This is a genomic window from Hyphomonas sp., from assembly GCF_013823385.1.
GTDB lineage: Bacteria > Pseudomonadota > Alphaproteobacteria > Caulobacterales > Hyphomonadaceae > Hyphomonas.
The window spans coordinates 23,087-41,517 of record NZ_PNMA01000008.1 but is presented as its reverse complement, the minus strand read 5'-3'; the positions used below and the strand labels follow the sequence as shown (position 1 = coordinate 41,517).

17 protein-coding genes are annotated in these 18,431 nt (G+C 64.1%); 10 read left to right on the top strand and 7 right to left on the bottom strand.

The features are described from left to right. Positions 1–68: 68 nt before the first annotated feature. Positions 69–725: a hypothetical protein gene (locus C0456_RS07000; protein WP_291049998.1), complete on the top strand. Its 657-nt coding sequence runs from the start codon at positions 69–71 to the stop codon at positions 723–725. Positions 726–752: 27 nt separating this feature from the next. Here C0456_RS07000 and C0456_RS06995 read toward each other — a convergent pair whose 3' ends face one another. Further along, on the bottom strand, positions 753–1,385 hold the full coding sequence (locus C0456_RS06995) for a hypothetical protein (protein WP_291049996.1): 633 nt from the start codon (positions 1,383–1,385) through the stop codon (positions 753–755). 94 nt (positions 1,386–1,479) lie between these two features. Next, positions 1,480–3,267 carry an AsmA-like C-terminal region-containing protein gene (locus tag C0456_RS06990; protein ID WP_291049994.1) on the bottom strand — a complete coding sequence of 596 codons (1,788 nt, stop codon included), beginning with the start codon at positions 3,265–3,267 and terminating at the stop codon, positions 1,480–1,482. 75 nt (positions 3,268–3,342) lie between these two features. Between C0456_RS06990 and C0456_RS06985 the strand changes: the two genes are divergently transcribed. The 7 genes from C0456_RS06985 to C0456_RS06955 all read left to right on the top strand — a co-directional run bounded on the left by C0456_RS06985 (position 3,343) and on the right by C0456_RS06955 (position 13,520). Beyond that, on the top strand, positions 3,343–5,688 hold the full coding sequence (locus C0456_RS06985) for an ATP-dependent helicase (RefSeq protein ID WP_367179223.1): 2,346 nt from the start codon (positions 3,343–3,345) through the stop codon (positions 5,686–5,688). Positions 5,689–6,181: 493 nt separating this feature from the next. Beyond that, a complete protein-coding gene (locus tag C0456_RS06980; RefSeq protein WP_035593124.1) occupies positions 6,182–7,222 on the top strand; it encodes a rod shape-determining protein in 1,041 nt (346 codons plus the stop codon). Positions 7,223–7,259: 37 nt separating this feature from the next. Next, positions 7,260–8,291 (top strand): rod shape-determining protein MreC, encoded by a 1,032-nt coding sequence (locus tag C0456_RS06975; protein WP_291049990.1) that lies wholly within the window; start codon positions 7,260–7,262, stop codon positions 8,289–8,291. Between the two features lie 2 nt (positions 8,292–8,293). Then, positions 8,294–8,845, top strand: coding sequence for a hypothetical protein (locus tag C0456_RS06970; protein WP_291049988.1), 552 nt, complete (start codon positions 8,294–8,296; stop codon positions 8,843–8,845). After that, the gene (gene mrdA, locus C0456_RS06965; RefSeq protein ID WP_291049987.1) at positions 8,842–10,785 is read left to right on the top strand and encodes a penicillin-binding protein 2; all 1,944 of its coding nucleotides are present in this window, start codon (positions 8,842–8,844) and stop codon (positions 10,783–10,785) included. The genes C0456_RS06970 and mrdA overlap by 4 nt, the downstream gene beginning before the upstream one ends. Continuing rightward, complete coding sequence (gene rodA, locus C0456_RS06960) at positions 10,782–12,017, top strand: rod shape-determining protein RodA (RefSeq protein WP_291049985.1); 1,236 nt, start codon at positions 10,782–10,784, stop codon at positions 12,015–12,017. Before mrdA ends, rodA begins: the two co-directional genes overlap by 4 nt. Before the next feature lie 81 nt (positions 12,018–12,098). Further along, positions 12,099–13,520, top strand: coding sequence for a sodium-dependent transporter (locus tag C0456_RS06955; RefSeq protein ID WP_291049983.1), 1,422 nt, complete (start codon positions 12,099–12,101; stop codon positions 13,518–13,520). Between the two features lie 88 nt (positions 13,521–13,608). Here the strand turns inward: C0456_RS06955 and C0456_RS06950 are convergent, their stop codons facing one another. Beyond that, on the bottom strand, positions 13,609–13,935 hold the full coding sequence (locus C0456_RS06950) for a hypothetical protein (RefSeq protein WP_291049981.1): 327 nt from the start codon (positions 13,933–13,935) through the stop codon (positions 13,609–13,611). Positions 13,936–13,949: 14 nt separating this feature from the next. Continuing rightward, positions 13,950–14,939 carry a prolyl aminopeptidase gene (pip, locus tag C0456_RS06945; protein WP_291049979.1) on the bottom strand — a complete coding sequence of 330 codons (990 nt, stop codon included), beginning with the start codon at positions 14,937–14,939 and terminating at the stop codon, positions 13,950–13,952. A gap of 112 nt (positions 14,940–15,051) precedes the next feature. On the opposite strand from pip, the gene C0456_RS06940 reads away from it, so the two are divergent. Then, a complete protein-coding gene (locus tag C0456_RS06940) occupies positions 15,052–15,666 on the top strand; it encodes a hypothetical protein (RefSeq protein WP_291049977.1) in 615 nt (204 codons plus the stop codon). On the opposite strand, the gene C0456_RS06935 is transcribed toward C0456_RS06940, so the two are convergent. Together C0456_RS06935 and C0456_RS06930 are read right to left on the bottom strand one after the other, a co-directional pair. Beyond that, positions 15,648–16,031 (bottom strand): DUF423 domain-containing protein, encoded by a 384-nt coding sequence (locus C0456_RS06935; protein ID WP_291049975.1) that lies wholly within the window; start codon positions 16,029–16,031, stop codon positions 15,648–15,650. The genes C0456_RS06940 and C0456_RS06935 overlap by 19 nt on opposite strands. Positions 16,032–16,059: 28 nt before the next feature. Then, positions 16,060–16,476: a PaaI family thioesterase gene (locus tag C0456_RS06930; RefSeq protein ID WP_291049973.1), complete on the bottom strand. Its 417-nt coding sequence runs from the start codon at positions 16,474–16,476 to the stop codon at positions 16,060–16,062. 104 nt (positions 16,477–16,580) lie between these two features. On the opposite strand from C0456_RS06930, the gene C0456_RS06925 reads away from it, so the two are divergent. After that, complete coding sequence (locus C0456_RS06925) at positions 16,581–17,693, top strand: hypothetical protein (protein WP_291049971.1); 1,113 nt, start codon at positions 16,581–16,583, stop codon at positions 17,691–17,693. Between the two features lie 5 nt (positions 17,694–17,698). Here C0456_RS06925 and C0456_RS06920 read toward each other — a convergent pair whose 3' ends face one another. Next, entirely contained in the window at positions 17,699–18,328 is a 630-nt protein-coding gene (locus C0456_RS06920) for a GNAT family N-acetyltransferase (RefSeq protein ID WP_291049969.1), read from the bottom strand. Positions 18,329–18,431 lie beyond the last annotated feature (103 nt).

Sequence of the window (18,431 nt, the reverse complement as noted above, 5' to 3'; positions counted from 1 at the left end):
TTTCAATCCCAGGGCTTGCAGGCAGGTCCGCTGCTGTTCTACTGCTTTCCGAGGCTGAAGGGGGCAGTATGTCGAGACGACCAAGATTTCGCAGCAGCGATGAAGCTGGCGCGGCAAGCACGCCGCGGGCGCGCACAATCGATGATGTTCTGGAAGACATCTCTCACGAACTGAAGCTTATCGACATAAAGCGGCGCATGATCGCGGACACCACGGCTCGCCTGCCATGGCTCTATATAGCCACTGCGGTCCTCGGCTTTTTCCTCTTGGGCTCCATTCTTTCTCTGAGCATTTTTTTCATCTTCATTTTCGGTTCCCTGTTTTCGGGCGCACTTGCCAACATCATCGGCCCCCTGGGTGCGCTCACGGCGCGCAAGCGGGCCTATCGCGAGGTGGCGGATATCAAGGAGAGGCTCTTTCCAAAGTTGCTGCACCTGACACCAGAAGTATCCACTGTGCTTGTCGGCGTATCCCATGTCGGCAAGGACGGTGTGCGGTTCAGCCAAAATAAGGTGAGTGTCACGGCGCTTCGCGAAGAAGACTTCGACATGCGCGGCGCTATGGCCTTTGGATACTACAAATATCTCGCCTTCCTGTTCAGGAACACAGCAGGAAGTATTGATCTGACGCATCCCGCAATCCGCCAGCAATACTGGTTGACTGAGGCAAGGCGGCGGGGGCTGGGAACGGACGCGCTTTCGCGTGCGGTCGCCGAGGTGGTTTGATCGCGCAGTTCTCAGGAGTTCGACGTTTTAGTTGGGCCAGTTAGTTGCTTGAGTTTCGGGCCACTCCGGACGGCTGGCGCCCCAGAGTGTCAGAAAGCCGCCGTCTCCTTGGGCGGCCTGCAACTGGCGCACAGGCACGCCGGCCGCCCTGGCCAGCGTATGGGCGGCCTCTTCCATCAGCGTGGTGTAGCTGGTTGTCTTCGGGATCGGCCGGTCTTCGCCCAGAAGGATCACGCCGCCGGCCATCAACCGCACGCCATAGACGCGGTTGATGGTCGTCAGCCCCAGGCTGGAGGTAATTTCCTCGCGCCATTCCAGCTGACGGATGGCGCCATAGCTCAGCGTCTCCGCCACGGCGGGGGCAGGTCCGAACAGCAGGCGTCCGGGCGGCAGAAACAGCGCCGCTTCCGCCTCGCCCAGTACAATCCGCCAGCGCCATCTCATCGTGCAGTCCCGCAGGATGATGGTGCCGAGCAGCACGAACAGGGCGGCCGCCACGCCGAGGGTGAGCGCCGCTGCCCCTTCGCCGCTGAGCAGGAGGACGGTCGCGGCCCATGCCATTCCCACCAGCATCAGCCAGATGAGCCCGGTGGCGAGCGCAATGCCCAGCCGGCCCGCGAGGCTGAAGCGGAAGTCTGTCCGGGAAGGGGAAGCATGCATCGCGCGGCCTGTGGGGTTGTTACCTCTACAAGCGTCCCATCTGCCGCAAAGAGGTCAATTCCCCTGAACGAGGGGGCAAGGCTCGCCGAAGGCTTTACTCCCTCGTCTCTTCCGCGCGGGCGATAATATCCGTACACGGCGCATCCGAGGCTTCGCCCAGTTCAATGAAAGGCAGGGCCGCCAAGCCTCCGGTGATACTCCCCAGAACAGCCGCCACCCCAATCTGCAACACGGTTTCCGGGCCAAGGGCGGAAAGCTCCGGCGACCGGAACGTGCCCCCCACCTTCACATCCACCGCAAGCGTCGCGAAAGACGGGTTCTTGGAGTCAGATTGCACGCTGAGATCGATGGTTTCGTTGCCGAGGTTCACGTCCCCGGTCACCACCACCAGCCGCTTCTCGGTATCAAAGAGCACCGGATCGGCCCGCCCGATGCCGTCCTGAAGGACGAGGGAGGCGACCGCGCAGCTTGTCGGCGCATAGGTCTTCTCGCCTTCGTTTTCATCCAGCAGGGCAAGCGTATTGGGAATGTCGAGGGCGGACGCTTCGGCGACCAGCGCCAGCAGCTGCGCGTCCTGCGACCAGAGCGATATGCGTCCGTCCAGGCTGGCCGCGGTCTCGCGGAAACCATCCCCGCGCCCTTCCAGCTTGAACTCCCCGAAGGCTGTGCCGCGCACATAAGGATCGGCGGCAAGATTGCTGAACGGCACACTGGTAAGCTCGCCCTCGGCAGTGGTCATCGCGGGCGATTGCGACCCGTCCAGCGTCACATAGGCGGCCAGCTGGCCTTCGGCGAAATTCAGCTCCAGCACCGGCGCGCGCACCACCCGGCCTTCGATCTCGAATTCCAGCTTCAGGCCCCGAATGTCAAAGATTGCGTCACTCACCTCATCGGCCACAAAAGTGACCGTGCCATCCACCGCGTCCAGCCGGGTGAAGTCGATGGTCGCGTCGGGGATCAGCCGCCCGCTGGCGTCGAGCGCGGCGCGGGCTTCTGCCTGTTCCTCATTCGCCGTCTCGTTCGCTCCCACGCCGATGGGGATGCCGAAGAGGATGCCCAGATCATCAAAATCGAGATTGGCAGAGCGCAGATCGGCCTCGATCACCGGCGTATCCCGGCCTGTGCGCACGGTCAGCGGCCCGGCAAGGTCGCTATCCCCGATGCGGGTTTCGGGCAGGAAATCGATGGTCCAGAGGTTCCGCTCGATGCGGATATCGGCCACCGCGTCATAGGGCGGGGTGCTCGGCGCGGCGAAGCCGGCCACCCAGGCGAAATCGGCAAAATTCTCGCCCCGCAGCCGCAACCGGCCAGCCAGGGCGTTCAAGGTGGAGGCTTCGGCGCTACCTGCAAACTCCAGCTCGGAACGGCCCCCGGACGCTTTCAGCTGCACAGAACCGGCGCGAAGCGAACCGGCCGCCTCACTTATGCCGATCACGCTGGTTTCGCCGCGCCGGGTGTAGCGCACATCAATATCGCTCAGCGCCACCTCATCGATCAGCCGCCGCACCTGCGGGATCGTGAGGCCCTCATTCCGGTCCGGCCCGCGCTCTACCGCGATGAACCCGTCGCCCGCCTCGGCACGGGAAATCCAAGCGACGGCAGGCAAAAACCCGAAGAAATTCAGCCGTACAGACCCCGACGCAATCTCGGCCCGGTCCGCTTCCAGCCCCTGAAAGACAACAGTGTTAACCCCCGGAAACCGCGTATGGGCGCGGCTCACCGAAGCCCCATCCGGCCCGGTGATGCGCAGTGCCAGATTGGTCACCGGCGTGCCGACGGCCGGAAAGGTCATCAACACCAGCAACAGCGCCAACGCCCCTGTCAGGGTAACGATCACGGAAAACGCAGCGGTAACGGCGCGGGGGAGCTTCAGGTCCGGCATCCTTCCCTAACGCGTCACATACAATCGGGTTCACAAAATGCAGTCCGGCCTGCCCATTATGTCAGGGCCTGCTATATGTTCCTGATGAGTTCCAATCCGAATCGTCTTTCGATCAGCCAGATGGCCGCCGCCCGTCCGCCCGCAGCGGCGGGGGAGGGCGCCGCCTATCTGAAAGGGCTGAACCCGGAGCAGCGCGAGGCCGTTCTGCACACCGATGGCCCGCTGCTCGTGCTCGCAGGCGCGGGCACCGGCAAGACGCGCGTGCTGACCACCCGCCTTGCCCATATCATCGCCACCCGGCTTGCCTTCCCCTCCCAGACGCTGACGGTGACCTTCACCAACAAGGCCGCGCGCGAAATGCGCGAACGCGCGCTCCACCTTCTGGGAGACGCCGGCGAGGGGCTGAGATGGCTCGGCACGTTCCACTCCATCTCGGCCCAGATCCTGCGCAAACATGCAGAGCTTGTTGGCCTCAAATCCAGCTTCACCATCCTCGATACCGACGATCAGATCCGCCTCTGCAAACAGATCGTCCAGGCCGAAAATCTCGATCCCAAACGCTGGACCCCGCGCTATCTGGCCGGCCTCATCGATGGCTGGAAGAACCGCGCGCTGACGCCGTCCAAAGTGCCGCCCGAAGAGGCCGAGCTTTTCGGCAATGGCAAGGCGATCAAATGCTACGAGATCTATCAGGCCCGCCTGAAGGTGCTGAACGCCTGCGATTTCGGCGATCTCCTCATCCACAACATCACGATCTTCCAGGAAAACCCTGATATTCTTAAGGAATATCACGACCGTTTCCGCTACATCCTGGTCGACGAGTATCAGGATACCAACGTCGCCCAGTATCTCTGGCTGCGCCTTCTGGCGCAGGGCTCGCGCAACATCTGCTGCGTGGGCGATGACGACCAGTCGATCTATGGCTGGCGCGGGGCGGAGGTCGACAACATCCTGCGCTTCGAGAAGGACTTCCCCGGCGCGAAGGTGGTCCGCCTTGAGCGCAACTACCGCTCCACCCGGCATATCCTGGCCGCCGCCTCCAGCATCATCGCGCATAATAAGGGCCGCCTCGGCAAGGCGCTCTATGTCGGCAATGACAGCGCGGTGAACGAGGATACGGACGCGCCCAAGGTCAAGGTGCGCGGCCTCTGGGATGGGGAGGCGGAAAGCCGCCTGATCGCCGATGACATCGAAAGCTGGGTCCGCGCGGGCGGCAAGCATGATGACTGCGCCGTGCTGGTGCGCGCCTCCTGGCAGATGCGCGCCTTCGAGGAACGGTTCATCCTCTTGGGCATCCCTTACCGCGTGATCGGCGGCCCGCGCTTCTTCGAGCGCGCCGAGATCCGCGACGCCCTCGCTTATCTGCGCCTCATCCGCTCGCCCGATGATGACCTGGCGTTTGAGCGCGTGGTCAACGAGCCCAAGCGCGGCGTGGGCGACGCCAGCCTCGCCAAGCTGCAATCCTACGCCCGCGCCGATGGGCGAAGCCTCTTCACCCTAACCCCGATGGTGCTGCAGACCGACGAGATCAAAGGCGCGGCCAAGCGCGGCCTCACCCAGTTCATCGACCAGATCAATATGTGGCGCGGCAAGCTCGCCGGCGGCATGCCTCATACCGAACTTGCCGAGATGATCCTGGAAGAGTCCGGCTATACCGACATGCTTCAGAAGGACCGCAGCCCGCAGGCGCAGGGCCGCCTCGACAACCTCAAGGAACTCGTCCGCGCGATGGGCGAGTTTGATTCGCTCGCCGGCTTCCTCGAACATATCGAGCTGGTGATGGACGCTGCCGCCGGCGGCAGCGGCGAGGATCAGGTGCAGATCCTCACCCTCCACGGCGCCAAGGGCCTTGAATGGCCGATGGTGTTCCTGCCCGGCTGGGAAGAGGAAGTCTTCCCCTCCCGCCGCAGCCTGGATGAAAGCGGCCTCAAGGGCCTTGAGGAAGAACGCCGCCTTGCCTATGTCGGCATCACGCGTGCCAGGCAGCGCTGCTACATCTCCTTCGTCGCCAACCGGCAGATCTATGGCCGCTGGCAGGCGGTGATGCCCAGCCGCTTCATTGACGAACTGCCGCCCGAACATGTCGATGCCGTCTCCGAAACCGGCTATTCCGGCCTCCCGGCAGGCGCAGACGCCTTCACCGGCACGATCGAGGATCTGGGCGAGCGGTCGGATTATCAGAGCCCCGGCTGGAAGCGCCTGAAGGAAAACGCCGGCAAACCCACCGGCGCCCCCCCGCGTGACGCCGCCGGTCTCACCGCCACGGCGTCGGGCACCTCCGGCTTCACCACCGGCGCCCGCGTCTTTCATGACAAGTTCGGCTATGGCCGCGTCGCCTTCTCCGAGGGCAACAAGCTCACCGTCGACTTCGACAAGACCGGCCGCAAGAAGGTCATCGCAACCTTCGTCACGAAGGCCTGATCCAAAGCTACAGGAAGTTTGCAGCGCCGGGAGGCTGAAGCCGGCGCCCGGGTCAGGGGCAGGGGGCGTCCGGCGATCACTCGCATTCCGGCTGGGAGAGGGGTTGAAGCGTGGTGCGCTTGCCTTCTCCGGCGCTGCAGGATCACCCTCCCACAGGCTGGGCAAACCGGACCCGAACGCGCCGTTCATCTTCCGCTCAGCTGACGAGACCCTCTGGCCGGCGGCCGCCAGAGGTTAACAGAACCGTGAAAACTGTTTACATTTGATGTACGGTTCGTTCCGTGCCTGCCCTTCAGGCACCGGGCAAATCAGCCGCCCGCGCCTTTGGAATCAGCGCAAGCCGAATGCAAGTACGGTTCGTTCCGATTATATGACGAGCGGACCTTGCTTTAAAGCGGCGTTAACGGCACATGATGTATGGGGCTGATATCAGGAATGCGCGCGTTGTCGGACGGAACGATCCGATCCGTTTCAGAAAGAGCTTGAGAACAGCATGATCGGTAGCCTCCTCGGCCTGTTGTCCACAGACATGGCCATTGACCTCGGGACCGCAAACACACTCGTCTATGTGAAGGGCCAGGGCGTTCAGCTCGATGAGCCTTCCGTCGTCGCCTACATGACACAAGGCGGACGAAAGATCGTTTATGCGGTCGGCGAGCAGGCGAAGAACATGCTCGGCAAGACGCCCGTGAACATGGAGGCCATCCGCCCCATGCGCGACGGGGTGATCGCCGACTTTGAAGTCGCCGAGGAAATGATCAAGCACTTCATCCGGAAGGTTCATAACCGCCGGGCGTTCGTGTCTCCCCTCATCATCATCTGCGTGCCCAGCTCCGCCACCAGCGTCGAGCGCCGCGCCATCCACCAGTCGGCCCTGGCCGCCGGCGCCCGTCATGTCGAGCTGATCGAGGAGCCCATGGCCGCTGCCATCGGCGCCGGCCTGCCGATTGACGATCCGGCCGGCTCCATGGTCGTGGATATCGGCGGGGGCACCTCGGAAGTGGCCGTCCTCTCCCTTGGCGGCATCGTCTATTCGCGCTCCGTGCGCGTGGGCGGCGACAAGATGGACCAGGCCATCGTCAACTATCTGCGCCGCGAGCAGAAAATCCTCATCGGCGAAATGTCGGCCGAGCGGATCAAGAAAGAGATCGGCACCGCCATGCCCCCGGAAAACGGCACCGGCATGGCGCTAACCGTGCGCGGCCGCGGCACGCTGGACGGCGTTCCGAAAGAAACCGAAATCACCGAAGCCATGATCGCCGAAGCGCTGAAGGAACCCGTCACCGACATCGTCGACGCGGTGAAGATCGCGCTCGAAGCCATGCCGCCGGAGCTCGCCGCTGACATCGTGGACCGGGGCATCGTGCTGACCGGCGGGGGCGCGCTCCTGCGCAATCTTGACGCCGTGATCCGCAATCAGGCCCAGCTGCCGGTGATGATCGCCGATGATCCGCTGAAATGTGTGGTCAATGGCTGTGGCCATGTGCTCGAAAATTATTCAAAAATGAAAAGCGTCCTCTGCCCGGAAGTCTGAGTCGCGGGCAGCGCGGACGGCGAGGGAGCCAGAATAGATGGCGCGCTTCGGACCATCAGGTCAGAAAACTGCGGCCCGCGGGGCGCGCCGGCTGACGCTTGGCGTGCTGATGGCGGCCGCGTTTGCGCTGGTGCTGGCCCAAACCGCGCCGCAGATTTCCGCCTTCTTCGTGCCCGCCCGCACCACGGTCAGCGACCGGCTGCGCGCCCCCAGCGAGATCAGCCTCTGGGCCCGCATCACCGGCCAGGCCGAGCGCGAGCGCCGCATCCGCGAGCTTGAAAACGAAGTCCGCGACCTTGCCCGCTACAAGGCCGCCGCCATCTCCATGGCAGACCGCCTTGAAGCCTATGAGCGCATCCTCAACCTGATGGGCGAGCCCCCGGAGAAGGGGGTCACCGCGCGCGTCACCACCGAAGTCGACGGGCCTTTCTCGCAGACGCTGCTGGCCAATGCCGGGCGCCTTCAGGGCGTTGAACCGGGCGCCGTCGCCGTCAATGAAGGCGGGCTTGTCGGCCGTGTCATTCATCTGGGCGAGCGGTCATCGCGCATCCTGCTGATCAGCGATTATTCCAGCCGCCTGCCGGTGCTGGGCGAGGTCTCCGGCGTGCGCGCCATCATGTATGGCCAGGACCGGGAAGGCGGCCGCCTCAGCGACCTGCCCGAAGACGCAGACTTCGTGGAAGGCGAACGCATCCTCACCTCCGGGGATGGCGGCGCCTATCCGCGCGGCCTCGTCGTGGGCTCTGCCCGCAAGGACACCAGCGGCTGGCGCGTCCGCCTCGCCATGCGCGATCATGGCGGCACCTATGTCCGCATGATCCAGCCGCCGGTCATCCTGGCGCCGGTCACCGAGCTGCCGCCCCCGCAGGAAACGCCTGCAGCCGCCACCATGCAGGCCACCCCGGCCCGCACCCCGCAAACACAGTCTCCGCAAACTCAGGCGCCGCAAACTCCGGCGCCCCAGACACAGCCTGCGCCGCAGCCTGAACCCTCTGCCTCCAGCCCTTCGCAGACCAATGCCGCGCAGGCTGAGCCTGCCGAGGCCAGCCCCACGCCGGGAGAGGAATAGGCATGGCCAGTGGAAAGCTCAGACGGCGGAAGAAATCCATCTGGAGCCAGACAGCGCCAAGTGCCCGGCTGGCCTTCGGCGCTTTCTTCATCGTGCTCACCGGCGCCATCGGCATGCTGCCGCGCGAGATCTTCGGCATTACCATTGCCTGGCCTTTTGCCGCCCTCTGGGGCGCGATGGGCTGGGGCAAGGTCGGGCTCGCCATTCGCCCGATGGTTCTCCTGCTGCTGTTCGGCCTGATGCAGGATATCGTATCGAATGCGCCGTTGGGCTGCTTTGCGGTCATCAATCTGGCGGTATACGGACTGAGCGCGGGCTTTACGCAGCAGACAGACGGCATGCGCGACGCCTTCGTGGCGGTGCTGGGCCCCGTGGTCATGCTGCTCGTGGCGCTGGTGATGATCTGGGTTTTCGCCAGCGTGACCAGCGATCATCTTGTCCGCTCCACACCCATCCTCGCCTCCATCATCACGACAGGCCTTGTCTATCTCGTGGGATATCGCATGTTTGATCTGGGGCGCAGGCCAGGTGAACCACCGGGGCAGACGACATGAGCCGCAAGACCAAGAATGCCGATGAGATGTTCGACCGCCGCATGTTCATGGCGGCCGGGGTCGGGGGTATTGTCTGGGCCACGCTGGTAGGCCGCCTGTTCCAGCTGCAGTTTCTGGAGGCCGAGCGCTACCAGGATCTTGCCGAAGCCAACCATGTGAAACTGGTGATGGCCCCGCCCGAGCGCGGCCAGATCCTCGACCGGTTCGGCCGGCCGCTCGCGTCCCAGCGCCAGGCAGGCCGCGTCTCCGTTATCCCCGAGCAGATGAAGGATCCCGAAGCGGTCCTCAATCGCATTTCCAATCTGATTGATCTGCCCGATACCCGCCGGGAAAGGCTGATCGAGGAAATCCGCAACGCCCGCCGCCGGAATGCGGCCTTCCTGCCGGTGATTGTCGCCCAAGAGCTGACCTTCGAGGAATTCTCCCGCATGCAGGTGCATGCCGTGGAAATGGCGGGCGTCGATGTGCAGATGGCCTCCACCCGCTCCTATCCGCGCGGGCGTGATTTCGGCCATGTGCTGGGCTATGTGGCGCGCGCCAGCGCCGAAGACCTTGACCGGCTGACCGAAGGCCTCGTGCCGGAAGACCGCCGCATCTATCAGGAAATGTTCCGCCATCCGGATATGCGCACCGGCCGTCAGGGCATGGAGCGGTTTGCCGAAGACTGGCTGCGCGGGCGCCCCGGCCGGCGGCGCGTGGTGGCCAACGCGCATGGCCGCCCGCTCTGGGAACTGGAACAGGATCCCAAACAGGCGGCTGTTCCGGGTAAGGATCTTTACATCACCATCGATGCCGAGCTTCAGCGCACGGCGATTGACCGGTTCGAGGGCGAAAGCGGCGCCGCCGTCGTGATCGACATCGAGAATGGCGACGTGCTCGCCATGGTCTCGACCCCGGCCTTCGATCCCAACGGTTTCGTCAACGGTATTTCCGGCGCCGATTATGCCGTGCTGCGCGATGATCCGCGCGCGCCGCTCTATCCGCGCGCCCATGGCGGGGTCTATCCGCCGGGGTCAACCTTCAAGATGGTTGTGGCCACCGCCGCGCTCGAAGCCGGGGTGATCAAGCCGGAAGATCATGTCCGCTGCCCCGGCCATTACCGGTTCGGCAACCGCACCTGGCACTGCTGGAAGCGCGGCGGGCACGGCGCCATGAACATGCACAACGCCATCAAACAGTCCTGCGACGTGTATTTCTACGAGATCGCGCGCAGGGCAGGCGTCCGGAAGATCGCGGAAGTTTCGCGCAAGTTCGGCTTCGGCCACACCTGGGTGCTGGGTATGACCGGCGCGCGGGGCGGCCTTGTGCCCGATCCCGACTGGAAACAGCGTGTCCGGAATGAGCCCTGGTTTGAAGGCGAGACGCTGAACTTCGGCATCGGGCAGGGCCAGCTTGGCACCACCCCGCTGCAACTTGCCCTGATGACTGCGCGGATCGCCGCCACCGGCGCGCCGATACGTCCCCGGATGATCGGCCTTGGCCCCAATGATGAAGATGATGCCCTGCTGGACGAGCCGCTCGATCCGGCGATCATGGAGCGGATGAAAGCCGGCATGTATGGCGTTACTTCCGAGGGCGGCGGCACGGCCACGCGCTCGGGCGATCTCGGTCTTGGCGGCCCGCGCCTCGCGGGCAAGACCGGTACGGCGCAGGTGCGGCGCATCACGGCGGAAGAACGCGCGCGCGGCGTGGTGCGGGGCGGCGACGCCATCGCGCGGGAGCTGCGCGACCATGCCCTGTTCGTCGCCTATGCGCCTGCCGATAATCCCAAATACGCCATCTCCGTCATCGTCGAGCATGGCGAAGGCGGCTCGCGCACGGCCGCGCCGGTGGCCCGCGATATTCTCGCCGCGGCCATCCGGATGAATAGCGGGCGCACGCCCACCTACGCCCAGCGCGCCGCCACCACGCCCGAACCCGAGGCAGGGGACCCGGCATGAGCCGTGACGGTTTTACCGGCTTTACCAGGGGCGAAGCGCGCGTGCGCACGGCCGCCTCGACCCTGCAATTTGCCGAGCTTGGCCCCTTCAGCAAGCTGGCGCGGATGCCCTGGGGCATTGTCCTTCTGATCTTCGGGGTCGGCCTTGTCGGCGTCGCCATGCTGTTTTCGGTCGGCTGGGATCCGGTAACCCAGGCCCCGTCTGCCAGGGAAGCGGGCCTCTGGCGCGAACAGCTGACGCGTCTCTCCGTCGGCGGCGTCCTGATGGTTCTCCTGGCGCTTCTGCCGCTCGGCGTATGGGCGCGGCTGTCCTGGCTTGCCTATCTCGGCGTTCTCGTGCTGCTGGTTCTGGTCGATTTCTTCGGCATCATGGGCGGGGGCGCGGCGCGCTGGCTCAAGGTCGGGCCGATCGTCCTGCAGCCGTCCGAGCCGGCAAAGCTGGCGGTGACGCTGGCCGTTGCCAGCTATTACCAGCGCATGATGCCGCTCAACGGGCGCAGCCTGCCGCTCTGGGTGCATCTGGGCGCGCTCGCCATCATACTCATTCCCGCCGCCCTGGTCTTCAAACAGCCCAACCTTTCCACCGCCCTGGCCCTCACGGCCTCGGGTATGATGATCGTGTTCTTCGCCGGCATCGGCTATCGCTATGTGCTCGGCGCCATCCTCGCCGGTATCGCGGCGGTGCCGGCCATCTACACCTTTGTGCTCGAGCCCTATCAGCGCCAGCGCGTCGATACGCTGATCGCCGGCATCACCGGGCAGACCACCAATGGCCTCGGCGAAAGCTACCAGATCGAGCAGGCCAAGATCGCCATCGGCGCGGGCGGCGTCAGCGGCAAGGGGTATCTGCAGGGCATCCAGTCCCAGCAGGAATATGTGCCCGAACAGCATACAGACTTCATCCTCACCGTGATCGCCGAGGAGTTCGGCTTCATCGGCACGGTGGGTCTGCTCACGGTGTTTGCCTTCCTGTTTGTCTGGTCCTTCCGGGTGGCGGCGCGCAATCGCAGCTGGTTCGGGCGCCTGGCCACCATCGGGGCCACCTCCACCATCGCCTTCTTCACCATCTTCAACAGCGGCATGGTGCTCGGCCTGTTGCCGGTGCTGGGCATGCCCCTGCCGCTCATCTCCTATGGCGGCACGGCGCTGATCACGGTCATGGCCTGTTTCGGCCTCATCCTGTCGGCGCATCTTCACCGGGATGAGAAGATGACCACCCACGGCCCCATTTGACCCCCTAATGCGCCAATTGCGTTGATTTCTCACCGCTTGCCGCTACGGTCCCGCCAAACATTTCCACGGGGAGCGGGATTCATGGCAGATATTGGCCGCAAATCAGATACTTTCAGCTCGCGGTTCGGCTTCATCATGGCTTCGGTCGGATCTGCCGTCGGGCTGGGGAACTTCTGGCGGTTTCCCTATACGGCCGGCGAGAATGGGGGCGGCGCCTTCATCCTCATCTACATTCTCTGCGTCCTGCTCATCGCGCTGCCGCTGCTGATGGCGGAATATGCGATGGGCCGTAAATCCGGCATGTCGGCCATCGAGGGCGTCCAGTCGCTCGCCCGCGCCGAAAGCCGCAGCCAGAACTGGGGCATCGTCACCTGGATCGGCTCGCTGACCGCCTTCTTCATCCTCAGCTTCTATGTCGTCATCTCTGCCTGGCTGCTGGCCTATCTCATCCAGGCCATCGGCGGAGACCTGCACGGCACCACCGCGGCCGAATCAGGCCAGAACTTCGCCAACACCATCGGGCAGGGCGAAGATCCCATGCCCTCCAAATGGTACATCCTCAGCCTGCTGGGCGTTTTCCTCGCCGCCAACGTCTTCATCGTCGGGCGCGGGGTGAAGGGCGGCATCGAACGGGCCGCCACCATCCTGATGCCGGCCTTCTTCGTCATGCTGATCGTCGTGGTCGGCTTTGCCGTCGCCACCGGCGATACTGCCCGCACGGTCGCCTTCATCTTCGAGCCCAAATGGGAGGATGTCGGCTTCAAGACCTTCCTTGCCGCGCTTGGCCAGGCCTTCTTCTCCATCGGCGTCGGCGTCGGCCTGATGATCACCTATGGCGCCTATCTCGACCGCGAGACCAACATTCCCAAATCCTCCGCCATCGTGGCGGGGTCGGATACGTTCGTCTCGCTGATCGCGGGCTTTGCGATTTTCCCCATCGTCTTTGCCGCCGGCCTGCCGGAAAATGCCGGGCCCAGCCTCTTCTTCGTCTCCATGCCGGTGGCATTCGAGGCGATCCCCGGCGGGGCGATCTTCGCCATCGTCTTCTTTGCCCTTGCCCTCTTTGCCGCCTTCACCTCCTCCATCTCGCTGATGGAAGTGTCGGTGTCGTGGCTGGAGGAACGCCAGGGCGTCACCCGGTTCGGCGCGGCCATCGGCGTCGGCTTCGTCCTCTTCATGGTCGGCGCCGCTTATGTCTTCTCGCTGGAATATCTCGACTTCATGGATTTCATGACCGAGGGCCTGCTGCTGCCGCTCGGCGGGCTTCTGGCCGCGATCTTCGCCGGCTGGATTCTCAGCCGCGACATGCTCACCTCCGAACTGGGGGAGGGCACGATCATGAACCTCTGGCGCTTCCTGATGCGCTGGTTCGTGCCGCCCTTCATCGGCCTCGTCCTGATCTTCGGCTTCCTCGACAAGATCCAGGACCAGTACCACGTCCAGCTCCCCGGCGCGCTCCAGATGCTGCTCGGCCCGAACTACGATCTGACGCTGCAGGAGTAGGTCCGCTTCAACCGGGCCTGTCTTCCTGCGGAGGATGGGCCCCGTGTTTTAGCCGAGGCGAGAGGCAGCTGATCGCCGGGAGCGAATATTATCTGAATGTATCAGACAGCGAATTTTCCGTGGCTTTCGATGCCTTGCTCAGATGCGCCCGCCGGAGAAAAATGAGCGGCCAATAGAGGGCTGAAAACGCGGCGATGGCGGCCAAGCCGTCCAGAACACCGCTGACCCAGAACAGCTCAATGTCTGAGACATGCCCATTCTCTATCTTGGCCTCGTAACCTGCGCGCCGTCTCAGGATGTAAATGAGCATGATCAGGAGCGAAATCGCTATATAGGCGGAGAGCGCCGAGACCTTCGGCTTCAACGCAACCAAAAATGCGATTTTGGTTCGTCCACCCTTATTCACTTTCTGCACTCACCTCACGGCGTCTAAGCCTTCGTCCGCGCGCCCAGCTTGTCCGCAAAATCATCGGTCGCCTGCACCAGCCGGTCGATGATGCCCGGCTCCATGGAGGAATGCCCGGCATCGGGCACCACATGCAGCTGCGCGGCGGGCCAGGCCTTGGTCAGCTCCCAGGCGGTCGACAGCGGCGTCACCACATCATACCGGCCGTGAACGATCACGCCGGGCACCCGGCCGAGCTTCAGCTTTGCCTGTTCCAGCAGCCAGCCATCCTTCTCGAAGAAGCCGCCATTGACGAAATAATGGCATTCGATCCGGGCGAAGGCGTCAACGAAGTCATCCTCATTGAAGCGCGGCGGCGTGGTCAGCGGGCCCTTGATCGAGAGGGTGTGGCCTTCCCATTGCGCCCAGGCGCGGGCCGCGTCGATCCGGGCGCGCGGGTTGCTGCCGGTCAGCCGCTTATGGAACGCATGCAGAAGATCGCCCCGTTCCTCATGGGGGATGGGGGCCACATAGCAATCATAAGCATCCGGGAACAGACGGCTTGCCCCGGACTGGTAGAACCAGTCGATCTCCGCCTTGGTGACGAGGAAAATCCCGCGCAGCACCAGGCCCAGCACGCGGCTGGTATGGGTCACCGCATAGGCCAGCGCCAGGGTTGAGCCCCAGGAGCCGCCAAATACCAGCCAGTTGGAGACGCCCACATGTTTGCGCAGGGTCTCCATATCGGCCACCAGATCCCAGGTCGTGTTCTCGCGCAGCTCCGAATGGGGCGTCGAGCGGCCACAGCCGCGCTGGTCGAACAGGAAGATGCGGTAACGGTCCGGATCGAAGAAGCGGCGCATTTCCGGGCTGGAGCCCCCGCCGGGGCCCCCATGCAGGGCGACCACGGGAATGCCCTTCGGATTCCCGGATTCTTCCCAATAGATTTCATGCAGATCCGAGACGCGAAGCCGTCCGGACGCATGAGGTTCATGTCTGTGATACAATATACGGCGAGACTGGCGTCTGTTCATGCGCTCTTCACTTATAGTCGGCCACAATGACTGACGTGACTGGACTTATCTTATTCACACCCATAGTGTTAACAACACTTGGGGAAACTGGCTTTTGGCGGTTGGCGAATTGATGCGTATCGTTCTCGTTTGTGTATCCCTAGGACTTCTGGCGGGATGCGCAACTGTTTCGGTTGTGCCGGGCGAAACCACGGTCGAGACCGCATTAACCAAGAGCCAGTCGGAGCTGCGCAAGGCATCTGACGCGTATTGCGACCATCTCGCCGCCAAGGGCTGGGCCGAGGCGGACAAGGGCCTCGCCGGATTCGCAGACCTGCTGATCCGGGGACGGAGCGCTTCCCAGCAATTGCCCCCCGCCTATGCCGCCGATATCGGCGCCGAGACGCGTGCCCCGGTTCTGGTGCTCGCCAAGATTTCCGCTGACAGCGAAGCAGCCCGCAAGGGGCTCGAAGGCGTCACGCTGGAAGCGCGCGAAGTGCTCGAAAAGTCGCGCAGCGATGCCTCCAACCGCAATGACGTGATCGCCTATGAGCGCGCGCTGATCCGTGCGCAGATGGCCCACCGCAATTTCCGCGAGGCGCTCGATATCGTCTCGGCCCGCGCCGATATGGATGTCAGCCCCATTGAGGCCGAGCTTGGAAACTTCTCCAATGCGATTGATGACGCCCGCCGCGTCGCCGATGATCTGGCCGAGCGCTATACCGGCGTTTACGGCACATCGTCCTGAGCGCTGCGGGCCGCTGCCAGCCCGCCCAGCCCGATCATCCCCCAGCCGGCCAGCAGGCTGATCCCGCCCACCGGCGTGATCGCCCCCAGCCAGCGCGGCGCGCCCAGCGCCATCGCATAGAGCGTCCCGGCAAAGATCACCGCGCCTGCCACGAGCATCCATCCGCCGGCGGCAATCTTCCCGCCCCGGCCTGACAGTCCGGCCGCCAGCGCCGCGCCCGCATGCGTCAGCCCGTACAGCGTCGCGGTATGCCACCACTCCGCGCCCTGCGCCGTCAGCCGGCCGTCCAGCGCATGGGCGCCAAACGCGCCCAGTGCAACCGACAGGAAACCGATAAGCGCCGCAGCAGGGATAAGCCGGTTCATCGCAAACCTTCGCAGGGATGGGTAGCGTTCACCCCTTCCGGGGAAGTGCATAGGTCACGATAGCGTGGCTCGCCGGCTTGTCAGCGTGCTCAATGCGCACATCCACCTCGATGATCGCCAGCGCCTGGCCAATCTTCATCAGCCGGCCTTCGGCAATCACCACCTTGCCGATGCACGGGCGCAGGAAATTGATGTTGAGATTGCTCGTCACGGTCATCGGCTCAAAGCCGGTCACTGTCATGATCGCCATATAGGCGGCGGTATCGCAGAGGCTCATCTGCGTCGGCCCGGAGATATAGCCGCCCGGCCGCAGATGCGTCTCGTCTGCCTCCAGCCGGATCACCGCCCGGCCGGTCTCCATCACCAGCACCTGGTTCTGATGCCCCCGGCCCGGAAAGGCCTTGGCCAGAAACGCATTGGCCTCCTCGGCGGTGAATTTTGTCATGGCGCCCTCCCGTCGCGGCACCGCTTGATCGGCGCGCCGCCTCGCGCAAACCTACCCCCTGAGACCCGCCCGCCAAGAGGTCACCCTAAGGAAGGACTACCCCCATGCTGACTGCCGGAGACGAATACCCCATCCACCAGACGCCCGAGCCCGTCGCTTTCTCAGGGTCTGACCGCAATTTCTACGACCGGTTTTTCTTCAACGGCTACAGCGCAGACGGCAAGACCTTCTTCGCCGCCGCCATGGGCGTCTACCCCCATCTCAACGTCATCGACGGCGCCGTCTCGGTCCTGCGCGATGGCAAGCAGTCCTCGGTCTTCTTCTCCCGCCCGCTAAATATGGAGCGGATGGACACCTATGTCGGCGGCCTCTCGGTCACCGTGCTGGAACCGCTCAAACGCATCCGCCTGAAGCTTGAGGAAACCGAAGGCATCGCGCTCGACGTCGAGTTCACCGGCCGCGCCTTCCCGATCGAGGAGCCGCGCTTCACCCGCCGCATCGGTCCGCGCATGATGATGGACCTCACGCGCATGACGCAGAATGGCAGCTGGTCGGGCAAGCTGCGCATCGATGGCCAGGAAATCGCGGTGAAACCAGACGACTTCACCGGCACGCGCGACCGCTCCTGGGGCGTGCGCCCCATCGGCGCGCCCGATCCCCAGCCGATGTACCCGCCCGTGCCCCCGCAATTCTACTGGATCTGGGTGCCAACGAATTTCCAGAACCTCTCGATGTTCTACCATGTGAACCATGATGAGCATGGCGAGCCTTGGAACACGCGCACCTCCATCGTCACCGATGGCGCGCCCCAGGGGGCGGGCATGCATCTGGGCGACGTCAACATGGACGTGCGCTACGCCAAGGGCACCCGCCGCATGGCCTCGGCCACGCTTACCGCGAAGGATCATGAAGGCCGTCCGCATACGGTAGAGTATGAGCCCATGGGCACCTTCCTGATGAAGGGCATCGGCTATAACCACGCCAAGTATCGTCACGGCGTTTTCCACGGCGATCAGCTGATGGTTGCCCGGGAAGACTATGACGTTGCCAAATCCCCCTGGCACGAGATCGAAAACCTGCACATCCAGGAAATCGTCCGGGCAACCCATAAGGGCCCGGATGGCAAATCCTCGGTCGGCGTCGCCGCCTATGAACAGCTCTTCCTCGGCAAGCACGCGCCCAGCGGCTTCAAGGACATTCTCGACGGCGCGGCCTGATAAACTCAGGCGCCGTGGTGATCTGACGGCGCGGGGGCCGGGGCAGGGCGCCTCGGTCCCAGCGCGTCGCGCAGATCGGCCAGCGCTTCGGGCGCCACCATCGTGTCCAGCCGCTCGGCCGCTGTTGCCGCATCAAACTCAAACGTCACCACCAGCCCGTCGCGCCCGGTCGCATGGCCGCCCATCGCCCGGAACAGACGGCGCGCCGCATTGTTCTCCGCCAGCGTATCGGCGGCAAAGCGGGTAATCCCGGCCTCGATTGCGTCCTGCACCACCGCCGCCATGAGCAGCCGCGCCAGCCCCTTGCCATGGTGGGCGTCCAGCACCCCCATCGCCAGATCGGCCACATCGCTCGTTCCCCGGCGGATCGCGCGCACCACGCCCATCAGCGGCGCGCCCGGCATTTCCAGGTCCAGCGCGCCCCAGGCGATATGATTGTAGCCATCCACATTGACCAGCTGGTCAATCACGGCCTCCGGCACGGTCTTGGCCCCGGTAAAGAAGCGCAGATACCGCGAATGATCCGAAAATCCGGCAATCAGGGCCACTTCACGGGCACGGTCGCGCGGCCCGATGGGCCGCAGATACACCGCATCCCCGGATTTCAGGCGGGTCGAGAAGGTGTGCGTGTTCATGAGGGGAATTTGTGCACTGCACAACGCCAATGGAAGTGCGGAACTGCACGTATGCGACGATATGGCTGCGTTGCAAAAACGGGGTGCCTTTTGCGCCCCGGCA

Bases quoted from the DNA above. Each gene is read 5' to 3' on its own strand.
- C0456_RS06935 (WP_291049975.1), bottom strand. From the start codon at position 16,031: ATGAACCGGCTTATCCCTGCTGCGGCGCTTATCGGTTTCCTGTCGGTT.
- C0456_RS07000 (WP_291049998.1), top strand. From the start codon at position 69: ATGTCGAGACGACCAAGATTTCGCAGCAGCGATGAAGCTGGCGCGGCA.
- pip (WP_291049979.1), bottom strand. From the start codon at position 14,939: ATGAACAGACGCCAGTCTCGCCGTATATTGTATCACAGACATGAACCT.
- rodA (WP_291049985.1), top strand. From the start codon at position 10,782: ATGAGCCGTGACGGTTTTACCGGCTTTACCAGGGGCGAAGCGCGCGTG.
- mrdA (WP_291049987.1), top strand. From the start codon at position 8,842: ATGAGCCGCAAGACCAAGAATGCCGATGAGATGTTCGACCGCCGCATG.
- C0456_RS06920 (WP_291049969.1), bottom strand. From the start codon at position 18,328: ATGAACACGCACACCTTCTCGACCCGCCTGAAATCCGGGGATGCGGTG.
- C0456_RS06995 (WP_291049996.1), bottom strand. From the start codon at position 1,385: ATGCATGCTTCCCCTTCCCGGACAGACTTCCGCTTCAGCCTCGCGGGC.
- C0456_RS06985 (WP_367179223.1), top strand. From the start codon at position 3,343: ATGTTCCTGATGAGTTCCAATCCGAATCGTCTTTCGATCAGCCAGATG.
- C0456_RS06925 (WP_291049971.1), top strand. From the start codon at position 16,581: ATGCTGACTGCCGGAGACGAATACCCCATCCACCAGACGCCCGAGCCC.
- C0456_RS06980 (WP_035593124.1), top strand. From the start codon at position 6,182: ATGATCGGTAGCCTCCTCGGCCTGTTGTCCACAGACATGGCCATTGAC.
- C0456_RS06975 (WP_291049990.1), top strand. From the start codon at position 7,260: ATGGCGCGCTTCGGACCATCAGGTCAGAAAACTGCGGCCCGCGGGGCG.
- C0456_RS06940 (WP_291049977.1), top strand. From the start codon at position 15,052: ATGCGTATCGTTCTCGTTTGTGTATCCCTAGGACTTCTGGCGGGATGC.
- C0456_RS06955 (WP_291049983.1), top strand. From the start codon at position 12,099: ATGGCAGATATTGGCCGCAAATCAGATACTTTCAGCTCGCGGTTCGGC.
- C0456_RS06970 (WP_291049988.1), top strand. From the start codon at position 8,294: ATGGCCAGTGGAAAGCTCAGACGGCGGAAGAAATCCATCTGGAGCCAG.
- C0456_RS06930 (WP_291049973.1), bottom strand. From the start codon at position 16,476: ATGACAAAATTCACCGCCGAGGAGGCCAATGCGTTTCTGGCCAAGGCC.
- C0456_RS06990 (WP_291049994.1), bottom strand. From the start codon at position 3,267: ATGCCGGACCTGAAGCTCCCCCGCGCCGTTACCGCTGCGTTTTCCGTG.